At 52.9% G+C, this 22,174-nt stretch carries 19 protein-coding genes; 11 read left to right on the top strand and 8 right to left on the bottom strand.

The genetic code is table 11. The annotated features are described in order from the left end of the window. Window positions 1–78 precede the first annotated feature (78 nt). Window positions 79–2,421, bottom strand: coding sequence for a Tex family protein (locus HCX89_RS15815; RefSeq protein WP_107006029.1), 2,343 nt, complete (start codon window positions 2,419–2,421; stop codon window positions 79–81). Between the two features lie 319 nt (window positions 2,422–2,740). Here HCX89_RS15815 and HCX89_RS15810 point away from each other — a divergent pair, with 319 nt between their 5' ends. Then, window positions 2,741–4,891 (top strand): TonB-dependent receptor, encoded by a 2,151-nt coding sequence (locus tag HCX89_RS15810; RefSeq protein ID WP_167716727.1) that lies wholly within the window; start codon window positions 2,741–2,743, stop codon window positions 4,889–4,891. Between the two features lie 274 nt (window positions 4,892–5,165). On the opposite strand, the gene HCX89_RS15805 is transcribed toward HCX89_RS15810, so the two are convergent. After that, window positions 5,166–5,729, bottom strand: a complete 564-nt coding sequence (locus tag HCX89_RS15805; protein WP_025010834.1) for a NapC/NirT family cytochrome c — start codon at window positions 5,727–5,729, stop codon at window positions 5,166–5,168. A 384-nt stretch (window positions 5,730–6,113) separates the two neighbouring features. Between HCX89_RS15805 and HCX89_RS15800 the strand changes: the two genes are divergently transcribed. The 6 genes from HCX89_RS15800 (at window position 6,114) to HCX89_RS15775 (ending at window position 12,860) form a co-directional block, all read left to right on the top strand. Next, on the top strand, window positions 6,114–6,482 hold the full coding sequence (locus tag HCX89_RS15800) for a hypothetical protein (RefSeq protein WP_144133256.1): 369 nt from the start codon (window positions 6,114–6,116) through the stop codon (window positions 6,480–6,482). A gap of 68 nt (window positions 6,483–6,550) precedes the next feature. Then, window positions 6,551–7,006, top strand: coding sequence for a DUF2057 family protein (locus HCX89_RS15795; RefSeq protein WP_107352986.1), 456 nt, complete (start codon window positions 6,551–6,553; stop codon window positions 7,004–7,006). Between the two features lie 248 nt (window positions 7,007–7,254). Next, entirely contained in the window at window positions 7,255–7,593 is a 339-nt protein-coding gene (locus tag HCX89_RS15790) for a hypothetical protein (RefSeq protein ID WP_234522240.1), read from the top strand. Window positions 7,594–7,708: 115 nt separating this feature from the next. After that, entirely contained in the window at window positions 7,709–8,029 is a 321-nt protein-coding gene (locus HCX89_RS15785; RefSeq protein WP_167716660.1) for a heavy metal-binding domain-containing protein, read from the top strand. 26 nt (window positions 8,030–8,055) lie between these two features. Continuing rightward, window positions 8,056–9,708 (top strand): efflux RND transporter periplasmic adaptor subunit, encoded by a 1,653-nt coding sequence (locus HCX89_RS15780; protein ID WP_167716657.1) that lies wholly within the window; start codon window positions 8,056–8,058, stop codon window positions 9,706–9,708. A gap of 8 nt (window positions 9,709–9,716) precedes the next feature. Then, window positions 9,717–12,860, top strand: a complete 3,144-nt coding sequence (locus tag HCX89_RS15775; RefSeq protein WP_115389551.1) for an efflux RND transporter permease subunit — start codon at window positions 9,717–9,719, stop codon at window positions 12,858–12,860. A 61-nt stretch (window positions 12,861–12,921) separates the two neighbouring features. Here HCX89_RS15775 and HCX89_RS15770 read toward each other — a convergent pair whose 3' ends face one another. The 4 genes from HCX89_RS15770 to HCX89_RS15755 all read right to left on the bottom strand — a co-directional run bounded on the left by HCX89_RS15770 (window position 12,922) and on the right by HCX89_RS15755 (window position 16,341). After that, complete coding sequence (locus tag HCX89_RS15770) at window positions 12,922–14,112, bottom strand: NAD(P)/FAD-dependent oxidoreductase (RefSeq protein WP_167716655.1); 1,191 nt, start codon at window positions 14,110–14,112, stop codon at window positions 12,922–12,924. Window positions 14,113–14,190: 78 nt separating this feature from the next. Then, window positions 14,191–15,207, bottom strand: a complete 1,017-nt coding sequence (gene gpsA, locus HCX89_RS15765; protein WP_071237641.1) for an NAD(P)H-dependent glycerol-3-phosphate dehydrogenase — start codon at window positions 15,205–15,207, stop codon at window positions 14,191–14,193. Window positions 15,208–15,214: 7 nt separating this feature from the next. After that, window positions 15,215–15,700: a protein-export chaperone SecB gene (gene secB / locus HCX89_RS15760; RefSeq protein ID WP_025010842.1), complete on the bottom strand. Its 486-nt coding sequence runs from the start codon at window positions 15,698–15,700 to the stop codon at window positions 15,215–15,217. A gap of 206 nt (window positions 15,701–15,906) precedes the next feature. Beyond that, window positions 15,907–16,341: a rhodanese-like domain-containing protein gene (locus HCX89_RS15755; protein ID WP_025888165.1), complete on the bottom strand. Its 435-nt coding sequence runs from the start codon at window positions 16,339–16,341 to the stop codon at window positions 15,907–15,909. Window positions 16,342–16,569: 228 nt separating this feature from the next. Between HCX89_RS15755 and gpmM the strand changes: the two genes are divergently transcribed. Genes gpmM through HCX89_RS15735 form a run of 4 tightly spaced genes read left to right on the top strand, consistent with a single transcriptional unit; the run spans window position 16,570 to window position 21,260 of the window. Next, on the top strand, window positions 16,570–18,111 hold the full coding sequence (gene gpmM / locus HCX89_RS15750) for a 2,3-bisphosphoglycerate-independent phosphoglycerate mutase (protein WP_101058651.1): 1,542 nt from the start codon (window positions 16,570–16,572) through the stop codon (window positions 18,109–18,111). A 10-nt stretch (window positions 18,112–18,121) separates the two neighbouring features. After that, entirely contained in the window at window positions 18,122–19,258 is a 1,137-nt protein-coding gene (locus HCX89_RS15745) for a murein hydrolase activator EnvC (protein ID WP_101058650.1), read from the top strand. A 32-nt stretch (window positions 19,259–19,290) separates the two neighbouring features. Further along, window positions 19,291–20,496, top strand: a complete 1,206-nt coding sequence (locus tag HCX89_RS15740; protein WP_045283938.1) for a S41 family peptidase — start codon at window positions 19,291–19,293, stop codon at window positions 20,494–20,496. Between the two features lie 14 nt (window positions 20,497–20,510). Beyond that, complete coding sequence (locus HCX89_RS15735; protein ID WP_167716654.1) at window positions 20,511–21,260, top strand: divergent polysaccharide deacetylase family protein; 750 nt, start codon at window positions 20,511–20,513, stop codon at window positions 21,258–21,260. On the opposite strand, the gene HCX89_RS15730 is transcribed toward HCX89_RS15735, so the two are convergent. Together HCX89_RS15730 and HCX89_RS15725 are read right to left on the bottom strand one after the other, a co-directional pair. After that, window positions 21,261–21,713 (bottom strand): Rrf2 family transcriptional regulator, encoded by a 453-nt coding sequence (locus HCX89_RS15730; protein ID WP_044733455.1) that lies wholly within the window; start codon window positions 21,711–21,713, stop codon window positions 21,261–21,263. It abuts the gene before it with no gap. Window positions 21,714–21,722: 9 nt separating this feature from the next. After that, entirely contained in the window at window positions 21,723–21,977 is a 255-nt protein-coding gene (locus tag HCX89_RS15725) for a YkgJ family cysteine cluster protein (protein WP_025010846.1), read from the bottom strand. Between the last annotated feature and the right edge of the window lie 197 nt (window positions 21,978–22,174).

Raw genomic sequence — 22,174 nt, 5'->3', positions numbered from 1 at the left:
GGAGTGTAAAAAAATCCCCCGATAATTATCGAGGGATTCCTTAAGCCAGACACTGACAGGTATTCAGTGGCTTACCGATCAGTTTTTCTTCAGCTTGGCAAAGGCATCGGCAAAAGCATTGCCCATGGCAGCATTCACTGGCTGTGGCTTGGCGGCCGGACGTTGTTTGCCCTGACCAGGCTTACTGCCCTTGGCCTGCGGCTTGCCGGTTCTTTGTTGTGGCTTACCGGGCTCAATCTTTTCGTCCAGGCGCATCGACAACCCAATACGCTTACGCTCAACATCCACCTCCATGACCTTCACCTTGACCACATCACCGGCCTTAACCACGGTATGAGGATCGCTGACAAACTTGTCGGTCAGAGAAGAGATATGCACCAGGCCATCCTGATGCACGCCGATATCGACAAAGGCGCCAAAGTTGGTGACATTGGTCACCACACCTTCGAGGATCATCTCAGGCTTAAGGTCCTTGAGCGCCTCAACCCCATCTTTGAATTTGGCTGTCTTGAACTCACCCCTTGGATCCCGACCAGGCTTATCCAACTCCTTGAGGATATCTGTCACTGTCGGCAGGCCGAATTCATCCGTGGTGAACTCGGCCGGATTGATACTGCTCAACAGTTCACTGTTACCTATCAGCTCGGCAACCGGTTGGCCCTTAAGCTTGGCAATATTTTCCACCAGTGAATAGGCCTCGGGGTGAACGGCTGATGCATCCAGTGGGTTGCTGCCTTCACGGATCCGCAGGAAGCCGGCGGCCTGTTCGAAGGCCTTGGGTCCCAGGCGTGGTACTTTGAGCAGCTCTTTACGGTCGTTGAAGCGGCCATGCTCATCGCGGTATTCCACCAGATTTTTGGCCAAGGTGCGGTTAAGACCGGCCACCTGACTCAGCAGTGGCATGGAAGCCATATTCACATCGACACCGACGCCGTTTACACAGTCTTCAACGACGGCTTCCAAAGAAGCCGACAGCTGGCTCTGGCTGACATCGTGTTGATATTGGCCCACACCGATAGACTTAGGTTCAATCTTAACCAGTTCCGCCAGCGGATCCTGCAAACGTCTGGCGATGGATACGGCGCCGCGCAGTGAAACATCGAGATCAGGAAACTCATTGGCCGCCAGCTCAGATGCCGAATAAACAGAGGCTCCGGCTTCACTGACCATCACCTTGGTGATGCCGGGATTGCTGTCTTTGACCATGGCAATCACTTCAGCTGCCAGCTTGTCGGTTTCACGGGAAGCCGTGCCGTTACCTATGGCGATCAGCTCCACCTTGTGCATATTGACCAGATTGGCCAGGGTGCGTATCGACTTGTCCCACTGGTTTTGCGGCGCATGAGGGAAGATAGTGGTATGGCCCACCAGCTTGCCTGTGTCGTTGACCACAGCCACCTTAACCCCGGTACGCAGCCCGGGATCCAGTCCCATAGTGGCCTTGGCTCCGGCAGGAGGTGCCATCAGCAAGTCGCCCAAGTTACGGGCAAAAACTTTAATCGCCTCGGTTTCCGCCGCTTCACGCATTCTGGCGATAAACTCGGTTTCCATCTGCAGGGCGATTTTGATCCGCCAAGTGGCTGTGATAACCGTCTTCAGCCAGTTATCCAAAGCGCTGTCACTCAGCTTGAGACGCAAGTGCTCGGCGATGAGCACCTCACAATAGCTACCGGCTTTGGCTTCTGCCTCTGGGTCGGCATTCATAGATAGACTCAACACGCCTTCATTACGGCCGCGCAGCATAGCCAACGCCCGGTGAGAAGGCACTGAGCTGAGTTTTTCAGTGTGCTCAAAATAGTCGCGGAACTTGGCGCCTTCCTTCTCCTTGCCTGCAATCAAGCGGCTTTCAATGACAGCCGACTGTTGCAGGTGGCTACGCACCTTGGCCAGCAATTCGGCATCTTCGGCGATCCGTTCCATCAGGATATAACGGGCACCATCCAACACCGCCTTGGCGTCGGCAAAGCCGGCTTCCGGATTAAGATAGGCCTCGGCAGCCTGTTCAGGATCCATGGAGGCGCTGCCGACAGCAGCATAGAGGGCATCGGCCAAGGGCTCGATACCGGCTTCAATGGCAATTTGGCCCTTGGTACGGCGCTTGGGTTTATAGGGCAGATACAGATCTTCGAGCCGGGTCTTGCTGTCGGCTTCGTTGATGGCGTGCTTCAGCTCGGCGGTCAGTTTTCCCTGAGCCTCAATCGAGGAGAGGATCACCTGACGCCGATCGTTGAGCTCCCGCAGATAACCGAGACGAGTGTGCAGGTTACGCAGCTGGGTATCATCCAGCCCCCCCGTCACCTCTTTACGGTAACGGGCCACAAAAGGCACTGTAGCGCCTTCATCCAGCAAGCTGATAGTTGCAGCAACCTGCTGCTCACGAACGTTCAGCTCCTGGGCAATAATCTGAGCAATATTATGCATAGTAAGGATCTGTTGGATTGACAAAATTCAGTTGCGCCAACCATACCACAGGCTGCCTGAAAGTTTCATAGCCGGAGAGTGAGATTCCAGCCATTAGTCGGCTAATCGCATTCCCGATTAAGCGTTTGACTCGCTCAGGTTTAGCACCTTGACACTCTTTACAAAAATTCATCACAGCTATGGACAGGGAAAACCTGCCTACTTATACTTCACAATCGTTATATAAATGACAATTATTTGTATTTACAAAGTTGGCAGGGAGCGCCGGAAACCGCAAACCAATAAGCCGTCTTCCAAGGTGGCAAACATAGGAATAATGATGAAATTCACTCGCTCCCTCGTCGCTCTGTCAGTACTTTCCGGACTGGCAGCCCAGGTGGCTTACGCCAAAGATCCCCAAATGGAAACCATGGTCATCACTTCCAGTCGGATGGAGAAACCACTCAGTGCCATCCCCAATACTGTGACTGTTATAGACCAGGAACAACTCAAACAACAGTTGGCCACCACCCGTGACTTGTCGACCATTTTGGGAAACCTGGCTCCCAGTTTCTCCCCCAGCCGCCAGAAAATGACCAATACCGGTGAAACCCTGCGTGGCCGAGCTCCCCTCATCATGATAGATGGCGTGCCTCAGTCAAACCCTCTGCGCAGTGGTGGTCGCTCGGGTCAAACCATAGATCCCATGATGATAGAACGAATTGAAATCATCCATGGCGCCAATGCCATGCACGGCCTTGGCGCTCAGGGGGGCATAATCAACTACATCACCAAGAAACCCAGCGGCGACAACGAAAGCCGGGTAAGTTTTGATCTGTCCTCCCCCACCAGCTTCGAGTCCGATAGCCTGAGTTTTGGTGCCAACTATGCCTTCTCCGGCCAAAGCGGCAACCTGGATATGCTGGGTTCAGTGGGATACCACAGCAATGGTGTTTACTATGATGCCAACGACGATGTCATAGGTGTCGACACCACCCAAGGCGAGTCGATGGACAGCCAGAGCAAGGACTTCTTCCTCAAGTTGGGCTATGAGTTCAGCGAGTCGCGGCTGGAGCTGATGGTCAACCACTACGATATGGACAACAATGGTGATTGGATGCCGGTCAAAGGCAATGTCGCCACAGAGACTCCAACATCGGCGGTGAAACAGAAACAACCCTGGCAGGCAGCCAACAACAAGGTCACCACCAGTAGCCTCACCTACAAGCATCGCAATATCGCCGGGCAGCAGTTGGAGCTGCAACTGTTCAACCAGAACTTCAAGGGTGTCTATGGCGGTGGCTGTTTCGGCAGCTTCTATGATCCGGCTTTCGAAGGTGCAGCGAATCTGACAACCTGTGATACCGGCGCCAATGGCGAGCAGTACTTCTATGACCAGTCACGCAACAAGTCCAACAAGTGGGGCCTCAAGGCGTCGATGATCGCCAATAATCTGGCCGACAGCGGCGTGGATCTGGCCTATGGTGTAGACCTTTTCAGCGATACTACAGAGCAGGATCTGGTGCAGACCGGACGCTCCTGGGTACCCGAGACCCGTTACGACAATATCGCCCCCTATGCCCAGTTGAGCTTCTCACCTGTGGATGCGCTGACCCTTTCCGGCGGCGTTCGTTATGAATATGCCAAACTCAAGGTCGATGACTTCCAAACCCTGTGGGCCTCTGGCCACAAACAGGTTGCCGGTGGCGAACCGGATTTCAATGAAACCCTGTTCAATATAGGTGCCAGCTATAACTTCACCTCAGCGCTGCGCCTCTATACCAGTTACAGCCAAGGTTTTGGTATGGCCGACATAGGGCGAATTCTGCGTGACGGCAACAGCTTCCCGGACCAGAACCCCAGCGTGGAAGGTTCCTTGACGCTGGAGCCAGTGGTCACAGACAACTATGAACTGGGCTTGGACTATCAAGGCGAGTTGTTGGCAGCCAAGCTGGCACTGTATCACTCCGAGGCCAAACTGGGTGCCCGCTTGGCCCTGAATGAAGACGGCTTCTACAATGTGAAACGGGAAAAGAGCGTGATCCAGGGGCTGGAAGCCAATGTCACGGCTTACCTGGGTAATGACGACGATCTGGGGCTGAACCTGGCGCTGCAGCAAGGGGAGTATGACTCCAATAAAGATGGCAGCACAGACACAGATCTCGACGGCGCCAACATAGCACCCAATCGTCTCAACCTGTTCTGGGAACACAGGTTCAATGCCGAGATGAGTGGGCGCATTCAGGCCAACTACTATATGGACCGTAGCTTCAAGAAGGCCAATGGTGAAGAGTACGCCGAGTTTGACGGCTATGTCACAGTTGATGCCTCCTTCTCTATGCCGCTTTACCAAGGCACTTTGACATTGGGGCTACAGAATCTGCTGAATAAGGACTACTACAGTTACTACTCACAGACTATGGCTAACGACAATCGTTACTTCAAGGGCATGGGCCGTACTGTCAGCATAGGCTTCAGCTTGCCTTTCTAATCCAGCCTGTTAATGACAAATTGAGGGTCGCCAATCGGCGGCCCTTTTTATTACACGAGGCATAATTTCAAGCGACTTTATCCGCGAGCCCAGTCAGCAGCGGCATCAGCTCGATTGGGCAACAGAGCCTAAGGAAGGTGCTAATAGCACTCTCTTGTGTAGAGAGTGGCTGACACAGTAATTGGCAGCTGACACTTATACAAGCTGCAACCTTTATTGAAATCAGGGCATAAAAAAACCGCTGCAAGCAGCGGTTTTTCCAGCTCAAAGAAAATTAGCCCTTGGGATAAGGATGCGCTACACCCTTGTGGCAGTCCACACAGGTCTTTCTGCTTTCAGGATCTTTCTTGAAGTTCATGCTGTGCATTCTAACAGCCATTTTCTTCATAGTTTCAGGCTGGTTTTCATAGATGCGAGTATGACAATGCTGACAGTTGGCTGAGTCATTATCACGGAAGTAGTGCAGTGCTTTGTCAGCCTGCTCTTTACGGTTGGCATCCAACCATTCCTGAGTATTGAAGCCATCGATAGTCAGGAAACCGTAAAGATCCTTGGAAACGATGATCTTTTTCACCAGATAGTCAACCGGGCCGTGAGGCAGGTGACAGTCTTGACACTGAACAGTTACACCGGCACGACCGCCGCCGTGGGCAGAAGCCAGCACTTCATCTTTCAGTGAGTGGTTGCTGTGGCAGGTCATACAGAACGCATCTGTACTGGTTGCATGCAGCGTCTGCTGGGTAGCGAAGTAACCCACAACACCTATCACTATGCCGACAACCAGCAGCGACAGGATGGAATACTTTGCGCTGGGTTTAAAGATTGCACGCCAGTTCATCACTCTTCTCCAAAATAAAATTCTTATATCTATATTGAGCTATTCGTTGTTCTGAAATTTGATTATAAACCAGTTTTCTTTCATTAATCTGACCTGAAAAGTGCAAAATGAGACTTAGCTCTAACTCTCAAGGCCTATTGACGACAGGATTTTAAGTCGGCGCCATATATGCACTTTTCCTAAACCTAATGCATGGCACAGGCTTAATCAAGCATAGTCAATCGAATAATTAACATACAGCCAATTCTCGAAACAATAAATGTGATCCAAGCGACACCTAAGAGGTAATGCACAATTTATTTTGGACAAGAGGAAACTATTTAACCAATATGTCTGTCTATTGAGGCAAGCACCTATCGCGTGCTTTGCCAGACCCAAAGGATAATGATGAGAAGCTTGCTGCTGATACTGACACTGATAATGACGCTGGGACAGGCCATGATGCCTGCTGCTGCGTCTATAGCCGTGTCTGAGCATCAGCCGATGGCGACCATGAACTCATCTGCATCCGCTACCATGACCATGGATATGGACTGCTGCCAAGGCCAGCAACATTGCCCCGACTGCGATCTGGGTATGGATTGCGGCACCATGGGCAACTGTGCCAGCCACTGCACACCAGGTGTAAGCCTGCTTACTACCAGCCACCCTTTGGTGATGACTGGAAGCCAGCAGATTACCCTGCCAAGCTGGAGCCTGCAAACCGCCATACTCTCACAGCAAACACCCCCTCCCAACTCAGTACAGATGTAACTCTGGCCATCAGGCCGCACAGCTTTAGTTAATGTTTTTACATCTGAATATTTTTGGGAGTTCCCACTATGTCTGCATACAAAATTTCTGCATCTCGTTTTAGCGCCGCCCTGTTAGTGATTACCGGCCTGTTTATGGCTCCTGGCAGTTTTGCTGCTGAATTAAACTTGCCGGATAATCTGGCGATCAAGGCTATCGATGGCCAGGCAGTATCCAACTTTGACAGCCACAAACTGGCTGCCGGTGAACATGTCGTTGAGATCCAGTACCGGGATATTTTTGCCGTCAATGCCGATGACTCGGGCGCTTGGGTCAAATCCGGCCCTCTTTACCTGACACTGACAGTGGCTAAGCAACAAAGCCTACAACTGCAGTTACCGACTCTGGATACTGAGGCCGAAGCCAACGCCTTTATTCGCAGCCCACAGTTGCAAGTAGTGGATGAAGCCGGCCAGGCTGTTCCTGCCGAGGTAATGACCCATGGGGGCCTGATGGCCGACTGGTTGGCACAGCTGCGCCGCTGAGTTTTCAGAGTGGAGTGAGGCAGAAGGTCAGCCTGTAAGCCAATGATTGCCCGAGAATAGCTGAAGATATTTTCGCACTTCTTCAGATGTGAATCACATCAAGGCAAGCATTTTAAAGCATGGTAGACTAATGGGGTTCATTCTCTCTGGAGTTCAAGCTCAAGATGCTATCGGTTCGCCGCCACATCCTGGTTCTGTTTACCATGCTCGCATTGCTCGGGCAGGGTATGCTAACCAATGGACACTGGATGGTACCCACAGCTGAAGCGCATTCCGGGGAAATGCACTCCACGGCACACCCAATGGCTGCCACCATGGATTGTCACCCTCAACAGACACAGAGCAGTCACTGCTGCGATGACCCGCAAGTTGATACAGTGCTTCCCGACACTGTGAGTCATTGCTGTGAAGGCAAAGGATTCTGCAAGAGTGACTGTAACCATTGTCTGGTGATATCCGTAGCGGGTACCCTCATCGCCGTCGGTTCCTGGCCGGTGATGTCTCTGCCCGAAGCCGCCGTGGCCACGCCTATGCCTCATTTCCACTCTGTTTCTGTCGGCCAGACTATCAAACCACCCATAGTTTGATGCCCACGGCACACTTGTGCCCAAAATCTGCCAATAAATACAATTTTTTATGGGATAAGCCCTAGGAATGCCAGCCGGCGCCTGGTCAAAGCCGTATCCCAAACGGAGTGAATCAATGAAAACCTTTATCAGTGTCCTGATTATTGCCTTACTGTCTGTCACCCTGGCCCGTGCCAGCTTCGCAAACGAACGTGAACATCATCACGGCCAGCAACAAGCCGCCGTAACGGCCGAATATGCTTGCCCCATGCACCCAGAAGTGACGGGTAACACGGGGGATTCCTGCCCCAAGTGCGGTATGTTCCTGGAAAAACAGCAACAAGCCGGCTACCACTGTCCCATGCATCCTGAAGTGACAGGCAAGAAAGGTGACTCCTGCCCCAAATGTGGTATGAATCTTGAGCCTGTAGCAGGCCAGAAACACCACCACCACTAATCAAGCTGTAGCTGGAGATGAGGCATATGAGCGATTCAAACCGTAAACGTCAACGACTGGCCTGCGCGCTTAGTCTGGTGTTGGCTGTCGGCCCGCAATGGAGTATGCAGGCAATGGCCTTGGGCAATCAGCCCCAAGGACAGGAACAACACAAAGATCATCAACATGGGACGGCAACTCAGGAGTATTACTGCCCCATGCATCCGGAAGTCACCAGCCATGAGCCGGGACGTTGCCCCAAGTGCAACATGTTTTTGGTCAAAGATGAGGCTACTGAAGCCTTGGCAGAACCAACTCAGGCCATGCAAAAAACCTATGTTTGCCCCATGCATCCGGAAGTGACCAGTCACGAGCCGGGACGCTGCCCCAAATGCAACATGTTCCTGGTTGAAGAGGAAGAAGAGGAGCCCGGTTCCCATGCCGGTCACGCCCAGACTATAGAAACCCAGGTTACAAAAACCAAAGCCACGGAAAACAAGGCTGATGCTCATAACCAGCACGCCATGCAGCAGACAAAGCCCGCGTTGGAGATTAAACCTGCACCTCTGGATCAGGGCAAGAACATCAAATATGTCTGCCCCATGCATTCTCATATCATCAGCGATGTGCCAGGCACCTGCCCCATCTGCGGCATGAATCTGGAAAAAGTCGAGATGGGCGGTCACTCGGAAACCGTTGAAATAGATGTCTCAGGCCAGATGCAACAAGCCTTGGCCCTCAAGGTGGCCAAGGTGGAAAGGGACACGCTGTGGAAGTTCGTCAAAACAGTCGGCCAGATAGACTATGACGAGAGCCAGATCAGCCATATCCATGCCAGGGTCAATGGCTGGATTGAAAAGCTTAAAGTAGAGTCTGTCGGTGACAGGGTCGAGAAAGGCCAGCTGCTGTACGAGATCTATTCACCGGATCTGGTCAATGCCCAGGACGACTATCTGTTGGCCCAAGATACCCTGAAACGCTCAGGCAACAGTGCCAACTACCAAGAGCTGTTGCGTAAGGCCGGGCTACGTCTTGAACTGCTGGGCATGAACCAAGAGCAGATCAAACAGCTGGCCAAGACTGGCAAGACCCAATACCGGGTTCCTTTCTACGCCCGCGAAAGCGGCATAGTCAAACAGCTCGCGGTGCGTGACGGCATGTATATACAACCTCAGACCGAGGTCATGTCACTGGTTGACCTCTCCAAAGTCTGGGTCATCGCCGATGTGTTTGAAAACGAGCAGAGCTGGCTGGAAGTGGGTCAGGCCGCCGAGGTCAATATCCCTGCCATGGGACTCAAGGGCATAGAAGGCAAGATTGACTATATCTATCCCGAGCTGGATCCCATCACCCGTAGCCTGAGGGTCAGAGTAGTACTCAACAATGATCAAGCGATGGAGCTAAGGCCCAAGACCTTGGCCAAGGTTTCCCTCTATGGTGGCCCGAAACGCGATACTTTGGTGATCCCTCAGGAAGCTTTGATCCAAACAGGCAAGGAGAACCGGGTCATAGTCAAACAGGATGATGCCAGTTTCAGCGCCAGAAAGGTCACTGTCGGCATGTTGAGTCAGGGTAAAGCAGAGATCCTCGAAGGCCTGCATGAAGGCGAAAACGTAGTGATTTCCGGGCAATTCCTGCTGGATTCAGAAGCCAGTCTCAAGGGTAGCCTGATGCGCCTGAGCTCAGGCCACCAGCACTAGGAGGCAACATGCTGAAAAAAATCATTGAAGCCTCCATCAAACAGAGGGTGATGGTGCTGATTGTCACCCTGATGGTGACGGTTTGGGGGATTCAGGCGCTGCGTACCACGCCGCTCGACGCCCTGCCGGATCTGTCCGATGTGCAGGTCATCATCAAAACCGCCTATCCGGGACAGGCGCCCAAGCTGGTAGAGGAACAGGTGACCTATCCCCTGTCCACCGCCATGCTGGCCGTGCCCGGGGCCAAGACGGTGCGCGGCTATTCCATGTTCGGTGACTCCTATGTCTATGTGATCTTTGAAGATGGTACAGACATCTATTGGGCCCGCTCCCGGGTATTGGAATACCTGAGCCAGATAAGCAGCCGTCTACCCGAAGGGGTGCAACCCTCACTGGGGCCCGATGCCTCCGGGGTCGGCTGGATCTATGAATACGCCCTGGTAGACCGCAGCGGTAATCTGGACCTTTCGCAACTCAAGAGTTTGCAGGACTGGTATTTGAAGCTGGAATTGCAGAGTGTTGCCGGGGTATCGGAAGTCGCCACAGTCGGAGGCATGGAACAGACCTATCAGATAGTGCTGGAGCCGGACAAGCTGGCGATTTACAAGCTGGATATCGCCTCGGTCAAGCAGGCTATTACCAAGGCCAACAACGAGGCCGGCGGCTCTGTGGTGGAGATGGCCGAAGCCGAGTATATGGTACGCGCCAAGGGCTATCGTCAAACACTGGCGGACTTTCGTGAAATCCCACTGGGGATCACCAGTCCCTCAGGCACACCACTGCTGCTGAAAGACGTTGCCACTGTACGCAAGGGCCCGGCATCCCGCCGTGGCATAGCAGAGCTCGATGGTGAGGGCGAAGTCGTCGGTGGCATCATAGTCATGCGCTATGGGGAAAACGCCCTGGCGACTATTGAGGCGGTGAAAACCAAGCTGGAAGAACTCAAGGCGGGTCTCCCCGAAGGCGTGGAAATAGTCCCCACCTACGACAGATCGCAACTGATTGAAAATTCGGTCGACAACTTGCTGCACAAGGTGCTGGAAGAGATGGTAGTTGTGAGCATTGTTTGCTTGCTGTTTCTGCTGCACGCCCGCTCGACCCTGGTGGCCGTCATTACCCTGCCACTGTCGATACTGATTGCCTTTATTGTGATGAACAAGATGGGGGTTAACGCCAATATCATGAGTCTTGGCGGTATCGCTATCGCCATCGGGGCCGTGGTAGATGGCGCCATTGTGATGATCGAGAATATGCACAAGCACCTCGAGCATTTCAAACAGGACCACCAACGCCAACCCGACGCCAAAGAGCATTGGAAAATTGTCGCCGAAGCCTCCATTGAGGTGGGCCCGGCACTCTTCTTCTCCTTGCTGATCATTACTCTGAGCTTTGTGCCTGTATTTGCCCTCGAAGCCCAGGAAGGCAGGCTGTTCAGCCCTCTGGCCTATACCAAAACCTTTGCCATGGCCGCAGCAGCTGTGTTGTCGATCACCTTGGTGCCTATCCTGATGGGCTTCTTTATCCGTGGCAAGATCCCCTCGGAAAGCAGCAACCCACTGAGCCGGGTGTTGATAGCCATCTACAAGCCTATGCTCAATGCCGTGCTGCGCTTCCCCAAGTTGACCCTGCTGGCGGCTCTGGTGGCGCTGGCCAGTGCCTGGTATCCGGTGAGTCATATGGGCAGCGAGTTTATGCCCGAGCTCGAGGAAGGGGATCTCCTGTACATGCCAACAGCCTTGCCTGGCATCAGTGCCAGCAAGGCCGCCGAAGTGCTGCAGCAAACCGACCGGCTAATCAAAACCGTTCCGGAAGTGGCGCGGGTGTTTGGCAAGGTTGGCCGCGCCGAAACAGCCACGGATCCTGCGCCATTGACCATGCTGGAAACCACCATAATGCTCAAACCCAAAGAGCAGTGGCGCGAAGGCATGGATCTCGACGGCATTATTGCCCAGCTGCAAAGTACGGTAAAAGTGCCCGGTCTCACCAACGCCTGGGTACAGCCGATCAAGACCCGTATCGACATGCTGTCTACCGGTATCAAGACGCCTGTGGGGATTAAGATCACCGGCGCCGATGTTAATCAACTGCAGGAGATAGGGGCCCAGATAGAAGCGATTCTATCGGCGCAGCCTCATACCAAGTCGGCCTATGCAGAGCGGGTGGGTGGCGGCCGCTACATAGACATCACGCCGAAACTCGAGGTGACCTCCAGATATGGCATGACCCTGAGCGATATTCAGGACGTAGTACGTTACGCCATAGGCGGCATGAATATCGGTGAGTCGGTTCAAGGTGCCGAGCGCTATCCCATCAACCTGCGCTATCCAAGAGACTTGCGTGACAATATAGAAAAGCTCAGAGAGCTGCCGGTGATCACCAAGAGTGGCCACTATCTGCCGCTGCGCAATCTGGCCGACATCGAAATCACGGATGGCGCGCCTATGCTCAAGAGTGAGAATGGTCGTTTGATCTCCTGGGTATTTGTCGATATCGGCGGCACGTCCATCGGTGAGTATATCGAAGCCGTCAAGCCGGTATTGGAGCAGGAGCTCAAGCTGCCGGCCAGGTACAGCTACAGCTTTGCCGGCCAGTATGAGTATATGCAGCGGGTCGATGCCAAACTGCAGCAAGTGATCCCCATGGCACTGGCGGTGATCTTCATACTGCTGATGATGACCTTCGGCTCATCCATGCAGGCCAGCATCATTATGCTGTCGCTGCCGTTTGCCTTGGTGGGCAGTACCTGGTTGCTGTATCTGCTGGACTACAACATGTCGGTCGCTGTCGCGGTGGGCATGATAGCCCTCGCCGGGGTCGCGGCCGAGTTTGGTGTGGTCATGCTGGTGTATCTCAACAATGCCATCAAGCACAAGCAGGACAGAGGCGAATACCACAGAGTGGAAGACCTCAAGGACGCCCTGATTGAAGGTGCGGTGATGCGGATCCGCCCCAAGGCGATGACAGTGGCGACCATCTTCTTCGGTCTGCTCCCTATTATGTGGGGCGCAGGTTCGGGCAACGATGTGATGCAGAAGATTGCCGCGCCCATGGTCGGTGGTATGGTTACCGCCCCAGTGCTGTCGCTCTTTGTTCTTCCGGCGCTCTATCTGCTGATCTACCGTCGTCACTTGAGCAAGACTAAGGCTGAATAAGCAAACAGATGCTCGCAAAAACGGCTGCCAATGCAGCCGTTTTTTATTGGATTGATATCAGTTACACCACTTCACCGGCGGCGTAGCCGGAACTCCAGGCCCACTGGAAGTTATAGCCGCCGAGCCAGCCACTGACATCCACCACTTCACCGATAAAATAGAGCCCGGGATGACGCTTGGCCTCCATGGTCTTGGAGGATAACTCATCGGTATCCACTCCGCCCAGAGTCACCTCGGCGGTACGATAACCCTCGGTGCCGCCGGGTTGGATCTGCCAGCAGTGGAAATAACTGTCCAGCGCAGCTATATCAGCCTTGGACAGTTGGTTAAGGTTCTTGTTGGGTAATTCACCCAGCTCCAGCAGCCTCTCAACCAAGCGCTTAGGTAACAACCGAGATAATCCATTTTTAAGCGACAATTTTGGTGATTCAGCAGTAATTGTTTTGCACCAGTCGACAAAATCCAGGTCCGGCAGTAAATCAAAAAGCACACTCTGGCCTGGCTGCCAGTAGGAAGAGATCTGCAGCACAGCCGGCCCGGACAAACCTCTGTGAGTAAATAACATGGCCTCTCTAAACTGCTTGCCGCACTCGGCTTTGGCGATAACCGGCAAGCTGATACCAGACAGGCCTTCAAACCTGGCCTTGTCTTCAGGCTGTATGGTAAAGGGAACCAGCCCGGCAGTGGTCGGCAACACCTTGATGGCAAACTGCTCAGCAATGCGGAATCCAAACGGCGTTGCCCCGAGCTTCGGCATGGACAAGCCACCAGTGGCTATCACCAGTGATTCACAACGGTATTCCCCTTCACTGGTTTGCAGGCTGTAACCGTCATCTGTGGCTGCCACAGACAGAATTTCGGTACGCAGCTGAATTTTGACTCCGGCCCAATCGCACTCTGTGGTCAGCATATCAACAATGTCTTTAGCCGAGTCATCACAAAATAGCTGTCCCAGGGTCTTCTCGTGATAATCGATGCCGTGCCGCTCTACCATGGCGATAAAGTCCCACTGGCTGAAACGAGCCAGCGCCGACTTGACGAAGTGTGGGTTACTGCAGAGATAGGCGCCCGGTTCAATGTTCTGATTGGTGAAGTTGCAGCGACCGCCGCCACTGATCAGAATTTTGCGCCCCAGTTGTTTGGCGTTATCCAGCAAGAGGACATCCCGGCCCCGATATCCGGCAGTGAGGGCACACATTAACCCTGCGGCGCCAGCGCCGATAATGATCACCTGATGCTGTTTAACGGACATAACGCTCACTCTCGGGCCCAACAAGGGGCAATAAAAAAGGACGCTATTCTAGCATCCTTTTCCGGGATTGGAGATGGCTCAGTCTGCCGAGGTTTCCGACTTCTTCTCTCTGGCCAGCAGTTCTTTGGCCGCATCAATAGGCGATTTGCCCTGATACAACACCTGATAGATCTGCTCGGTGATCGGCATCTCGACTCCCAAGCGCTTGGCCAGGGTGTAGACCTCTTTGGTGTTGCGGTACCCTTCAACCACCTGACCGATTTCAGCCTGGGCAGTATCGACATCACAACCCTTACCCAATGCCAAACCAAAGCGACGGTTGCGCGATTGGTTATCGGTACAGGTCAGCACCAGGTCCCCAAGACCCGCCATTCCCATAAAGGTAGATGCATGGGCGCCCAGGGCTTCTCCCAGACGGCTCAACTCCACCAGACCTCGGGTGATCAGGGCAGTACGGGCATTGGCACCAAAGCCTATACCGTCGGACATTCCGGCACCTATGGCGATGACATTCTTGACCGCGCCACCGAGTTGCAGGCCGATAAAATCGTCATTGGCATAGACTCTCAGACGTTTGGGGCTGTGCAACAGCTCCACCAGATCCTGGGTAAACTCGGCATCGGTACCAGCCACTGAGATGGCGGTTGGTAAACCTGCCGCCAGCTCTTTGGCAAAAGTCGGTCCGGACAATACCGCCAGCGGATACTTCTCCCCCAGCACATCGCGGGCAACATCCTGCAACAGGCGACCACTTTCCGGCTCCAGCCCCTTGGTGGCCCAAATGATGCGGGCATCATCACGCAGCAGAGGCTTGGCCTGAGCCAGCACATCAGCAAAAACGTGACTTGGTACCACCACCAGAATATTCCGCGACGCCGCCAATGCTTTGGCCAGATCGGCTTCCATCACCAGGGAGTCGGGAAAGGCTATCCCGGGAAGAAAGGCTTGGTTGCTGCGCTCGGCAGCGAGTTTGGCCACATGCTCGGGCTCATGCCCCCACAACAGGGTGCTGTGTCCATTGCTGGCCAAAGAAATGGCAAGGGCGGTGCCATAAGAGCCCGCCCCCAATACCGTTATTTCGGCAGTGTCTTTCATCGGCTGATTACGCGTTCGCTTCTTCGGCCGGAGCTTGCTCTGCGGCGGCTTGACGCTGCTGCACATACTGAGCGAACAGGGCGTCGAAGTTCACAGGAGCCAGGTTCAGCTGTGGGAAAGTACCACGGGATACTAGGCTTGCCACAGTTTCACGGGCATAAGGGAACAGGATGTTAGGGCAGTAAGCACCCAGAGAATGAGCCAGTTGAGGATCACTCAGACCTGAGATAGAGAAGATACCGGCTTGTTGTACTTCACACAGGAACGCAGTTTCTTCACCGTTTTTGGCAGTCACAGTCAGTGACAGTACCACTTCAAATACATCATCGGCCAACTTGGCGCTGCGGGTATCCAGATCCAGCTTAACTTCAGGATTCCACTCTTTCTGGAATACCGCTGGGCTGTTAGGTGTTTCGAAAGAAACGTCCTTGATATACACACGTTGAATGTTGAACTGTGGGGCTTGTTGTTCGTTGTTTGCTACTTCAGCCATAATTCCTACCTATCCATTTAGTCTCGGCTTGCAATGAGCCGGTGTTTGGGGCGTATGTTACTCGGGTCGGTTGCGACTCCCAGTCATCATCCCTGCTATTCATCTGTTCAGCGCCGGAACAGAACTCAGGATGCCGGTTGCCACTTCAGCATGGCCCACTCTACTAATAGAAGGGCGCAGGATGCAATGACAACCGCCGACACTCATTATCTTTTGCTTTTGGACACAGGCATATTTGCTGCCTGCCAATCACCCATACCACCTTTGAGGTTAAAGACTTTTTCAAAGCCTTGCTTAACCAAAATCTGAGCCGCTTGAGATGAGGTCATGCCAGCGTTGCATACCAGTATAATGGGTGTGGTTTTGTACTTTTCAAGGTTAGCGATTTGATTATTTTTGATGTCGGCCATAGGTACATTCTGGGCATTGATAATATGCGCCTTACGGAAGTCGGCATTGGCACGCACATCTATCACCTTGGCATCTTCTTTATTCATCAGGAAAATCGCCTGCTGATGATCAACGGTTTTAACCTTGGAGAAGCCGGATTTGAACAGGGTTACCACCACGGCTATAAACAAACCTACCCAGGCCAGGCTCAGCATGGGGTGGGCTTTAAGAAACTCTACATATTCCTGCATTTTTAACTGCCTGTTATCTATTGGGCCATTTAGGACAAGCGCAGAGTATACCCAGAGGCCAGGCAGATTGCAGCTGTTTCACAGCAGTTTTGCCCCTTGAGTCGGCGTTAAGGCGCGGTCCGCCCTATTATCACAATCGGGGCAAATGGCTTTTGCCCTCAGGACAGACGTAGTAATATTTAACCAATTTCAGATTTGACCGATTCTTTCAACTTTACAGGTATCAACATGAAGACAAGCAAACGTCCTTTGGCACTGCTTATTCTGGACGGCTGGGGTTATCGTGAGGGCACGCATATGAATGCCGTCCATCACGCCAACACTCCGGTTCTCGACAGACTCAACGCCGAATACGCCCACAGTTTGATTTCCGGCTCAGGTAAAGATGTAGGTTTGCCTGACGGGCAGATGGGCAACTCTGAAGTGGGCCATATCAATATTGGTTCCGGCCGTATCGTTTATCAGGAACTGACCCGCATCAGCAAGGCCATTGAAGATGGCGAATTTGAGCAAACCCAAGCACTTATCGAGGCGGTCGACGCTGCCATCAAGGCAGACGGCGCAGTACACATCATGGGACTGTTGTCACCCGGCGGTGTTCACAGCCATGAAGATCATCTTGAAGCCATGTGCCGCATGGCCGTCAAGCGGGGTGCCAAGCAGGTTTACCTGCACGCCTTCCTCGATGGGCGTGACACCCCACCACGCAGCGCCAAAGCCAGCTTGGAACGCTTCGACAAACTGTTTGCCGAATTGGGCCGAGGTCGCATAGCCTCCATCGTTGGCCGCTACTATGCCATGGACAGGGACAACCGTTGGGACCGAGTCTCCCAAGCCTACGATCTGATCACTCAAGGTCAGGGGAAATACAGTGCCGACTCTGCCGTAGCCGCGCTGGAAGCTGCCTATGACCGCGATGAAAACGATGAGTTTGTTGCCGCAACTGCGATTCTGGATCAAGGTAAGGCCACAACACTGCACGATGGCGATGCGCTGATTTTCATGAACTTCCGTGCCGACCGCGCCAGACAGATCACCCGCGCCTTCGTCAATCCGGATTTCGATGGTTTTGAACGCGCAGTGACGCCCAAGGTTAACTTTGTCATGCTCACCGAGTATGCCGCCGATATCAAAGCCCCGGTAGCCTTCCCATCGGAAGACCTAGTCAACACTCTGGGCGAAGTACTGCAGAATCGCGGCCTGACCCAGCTGCGTATTTCAGAAACCGAGAAATACGCCCACGTAACCTTCTTCTTCAATGGCGGTAAAGAACAACCATTCGAGGGTGAAGACCGTATTCTGATCAATTCACCCAAAGTCGCTACCTATGACTTGCAACCTGAGATGAGTTCGACAGAGCTGACAGATAAGTTGGTTGAAGCTATTGAATCAACTAAATATGATGTCATTATCTGTAACTACCCCAACGGTGACATGGTAGGTCATACCGGCAAGTTTGATGCTGCGGTCAAGGCTTGCGAAGCTGTAGATGCCTGCATAGGCCGAGTAGTAGACGCACTGGCCAAGGTAGATGGTGAGTGCATTATCACTGCCGACCACGGCAACGCCGAGCAGATGGTGGACGAAACCACAGGCCAGGCTCATACCGCCCACACCAGTGAGCTGGTGCCCTTTATCTATGTCGGTCGCAAGGCCACAATCGATGAAGGTGGCCGCCTGAGTGATATCGCACCAACCATGCTGACACTGATGGGACAGAGCATTCCTGACGAAATGACAGGGCGTCCGTTAATCCATACAAAAGAGTAACACTGACCCGGTGCAGAAGCGTATTTTAGCCAAAGCCAGCATACTTGCTGGCTTTCTCGTGTTTTCCTCTCAGCTGCAGGCATCCGATCTGGAGCGGCGTCAGTCCGAGTTAAAGGCACTGCAATCCCAGATCACCGCCCAGCAAAACGCTCTGAGAGACACAGGCAAACAGCGGGAAAAACTGCTGCAACTGCTGAAAAAAGACGAGCAGGCTATCGCAGATGCCGCCCGTAAGGTCAACCAAACTGAAAATGCTCTCAGCGATGCCGAAAAGCGTCTGTCCGAGCTGAAGCTAAGAGCCGCACAGCTGGACAAGCTCAAAGAAAGCCAACAGCAAACCCTGGCCAAACAGCTAACCAGTGCTTATCTCGCCGGGAATCATGATTACAGTAAGATGCTGCTCAACCAGCAAGACCCGGCCACCATAGAACGGATGCTGGCCTACTATGACTTTCTCAACAAGGCCAGAATGCAGGCCATAGAACAACTGAAACAAACCCGCCAGGAATTGTCGGCGGTACAGCAGAGCGAGCAGCAGGAACGCAATCGACTCAACAAGCTGGTACTGGATCAAAAGGCTCAATCCAAGCGCCTCAATCAAGAACAGGATCAGCGACAACAGACATTGAAAGAACTGCAACGCACCATCAGCAGTAAGGCCTCAGAACTGGAGCAACTGCAGATAGAAGAAGCCTCGCTGAAACGGGTTGTAGAGCAAGCTCTGGCTGCCATGCGTGATAGCCCAAGCATGGATGGATTGGCCAAGTCCCGCGGCTCACTCAATTGGCCCACCAAGGGCAGGATCAAAAACAGCTTTGGCAGTCAGCGCTCCGGCAATGTGCGCTGGAAAGGTGTCATGTTATCGGCCCCGGAGGGCCAGTCTATCAGCGCCGTAGCCGCCGGCAAGGTGATCTATGCCGACTGGCTGCGCGGTTTTGGTATGGTGTTGGTTGTCGACCATGGCAAAGGCTTTATGAGCCTTTATGGCCACGCCCAGGCATTGCTGAAAGATGCAGGAGATACGGTCAAGGCCGGCGAAGCTGTAGCACTGGTAGGACGTTCCGGAGGACAAACCGAGCCTGGCCTATACTTTGAAATAAGGCATAAGGGGCAAGCTGTCGATCCGGCAAATTACTGTCGGCGTTAATCATCAGCCCCCTGCACTTCAAAGGGGGCAACATGGGCAACTCTATTCGCAACCTGCTGTATATCGGTCTTGGTATAGTCATGGGAATCTCTCTCAGCCTGGCTAGCCACGAAAACTTTCCCAAACCCAACCACACTCACGAGCTTTCATTGCTGCTGGATGTGATGGATACAGTGGAAACCTACTACGTCAGGGACATCAGCCGCAGGGAACTTGTCGACGCCGCCATTGAAGGCATATTTCAACGTCTCGACCCTTATTCCAGTTTTCTGAAACCCGAGCAGATGAACAGCCTCAGGGACAGCAACCGAGGGGAATACTTCGGCTACGGCTTTGAAGTGTCCACCGAAGGGGAAAAACTCAGAATTATCGCGCCCTTCCCCGGCTCTCCGGCCGAACAAGCCGGGATCATGGCCGGCGATATTGTTACTGCCGTCAATGGAGAGAGTATTGCCAAGCAGTCTCTGGAAGAAGTGCTTAGCCAAATAAAGCACTTCAGCAGCAGCAACCGTGAGTTATCGCTGCAGCTCCATCATGCTCACTCGGATGTCAGCTTTGAAGTCAGCCTTAAACCGGCCACTATCAGCGTCCACTCTGTGCTTGGGAAAATGCTGACCAACGACATTGGCTATATTCGCCTGGCAAGTTTTCAGGAAGATTCGACCCGCGACATAGTCCATCTGTTGAGCGAGTGGCAACAGCAGCCACTAAATGGTTTGATTCTGGATTTGCGCAACAATCCCGGAGGCTTGCTGGATCAAGCGATTCGAATTGCCGATCTGTTTCTGGATAAGGGCCGTATAGTCGCCACCGAAGGGCGCTTCTTCGATGCCAACTCAGATTACTATGCATCTCCGCAAACCATGCTGACCGGCGTGCCCATATTAGTGCTGATCAATCGCGGTTCAGCTTCAGCATCCGAAGTGCTAGCTGCGGCGCTGCAGGAGAACAACCGTGCCAAGGTGATAGGTGAAACCAGCTTCGGTAAAGGTACAGTACAAAGCCTGATCCCAACACTTGTCGATGGTAATGCCATCAAGCTGACCATAGCCCGCTATACCACGCCCAAGGGCCTGGATATCAACGCCAAAGGGGTGGAACCCGATATAAAAATCGCACCCAATACTGTTTCCGATAACAAAACTGTGCCTATAATCGACCTCATATCTCCCCATGCAGATACCGCCAGCGATAGAGCCATCAACTCGGCGGTGGCATGGATACAATCAAATAAATAAAATTAATATAAAACGTGCGCTATTGTTTCTACTTACTACTGCTGGTCGTAAGTTGCTCTCCCGCGTGGGGAGCCAGACTGGCAATCGTTATCGATGATATAGGTTACCGCCATACAGATGAGGCCGCCCTGTCCTTGCCTTCAGTTGTGACCTTGTCTGTATTGCCACATACCCCTCTCGGGCAACAACTGGCTCGCCAGGCTCACAGCAAAGGCCACGAAATCATGGTGCACCTCCCCATGCAGGCGCTTAACGGCAAGGCCATGGGGCCTGGTGGGCTCAACAACCAGATGTCAGAAACCGAGTTTAAAGCAACCCTCAAGAGAGCTTTGCAGAGCGTGCCCTTTGCCAGGGGAAGCAACAACCATATGGGGAGCCTGTTGACTCAACTTGAGCAACCTATGGGCTGGTTAATGGAAGTATTGCATCAGGAAGAGCACTTCTTTATCGACAGTGTTACCACACGCTACACCAAGGCAGGAGATAAGGCCGATGCCCTCGGCGTTCCGCTGCTGAGACGTCAGGTGTTCTTGGATAATCAGCTAACCGAGCAGGCTTTCGAAAGACAATTGGACTTGGCAATAGCCAAGGCCCAAAGCGAGGGTGAAGCCTTGATGATAGCTCACCCTTACCCAGAGAGTATGCTGTTCCTCAAGAAGAGACTGCCAGAGCTGGCAAAGATAGGGGTCACTCTGGTGCCGGCTTCCAACTTACTGCCAATCTCATGGGCTCAGAAGCAGAATACAAGCGGTGAAAAACTCTGACTAGAGTTGCAGTACAGAGATCTCCAGATCCGGCAGCAAGGCTCGCAACTCCTGTTGGTTACTGACAATGTCTGCCAGCGTATAACGGTCGAGCACAGCCAGATAGGCATTCACAGCTTGAGCCAGAACCCCTTTCAGCTGACAAGCAGGAGTCAATCGACAATAAGGCTTGCTGCAATCAATAGGCGCCAGTGAGTTTTCCAGTGCCCTCACCAGTTCGCCGACATTGATCTTCTCCGGAGCCATCCCCAAACGAAAACCACCACTCTTTCCGCGTATAGTTTGCAGATAACCCAGCTTACCCAGGTGATGTACTATTTTGGAGACATGATTAGGTGAAAGATCAAAAACCTCTGTGATCTCTGCGATTCGAAACAAAGTCTCACGCTCCGGTTGAATCGCCAGGTACATAAGAGTTCTTATTCCAAAATCTGTATAACGCGTTAACTGCATCTTTCACCTTCAGGAAGAGGTTTCCACCTCTAAAGAGCCTATCAGCCAGAGCGCCTCTTCGTTGCTGTTACCACATACATCGACCGATGCCGAAAATTCGCTGCACACATCGGGACGTTCAGAGGAACCAAAGAGGCGACATAGATTGTTGTCATCCAGTTGCACACAGCGAACCCCTGCGGGTTTACCTCCCGGCATCCCGGGTATGGCACTACTGATGGAGGGTGCAATACAACAAGCCCCGCAACCGATACGACAATCCACAATCATCACCTGTAATAGAATATGACTATTATAACGACAAAAAATTTTCGGGTAAGTACTCAAGTCACAGACTCAAGCGAATCCTACAGCCAAAGCGAATATAACAATAGCGCTTATGCATTCTCTATAGTCAACCTCAAGGATCTGGGTTCTACAGGTCGCAGGGATGATTCCCAGTAAATTTGAAGAAAAGAATC

The sequence above is a fragment of the Shewanella sp. Iso12 genome, from assembly GCF_012030025.1.
GTDB lineage: Bacteria > Pseudomonadota > Gammaproteobacteria > Enterobacterales > Shewanellaceae > Shewanella > Shewanella algae.
This window is presented reverse-complemented; position numbering and strand designations above follow the sequence as displayed.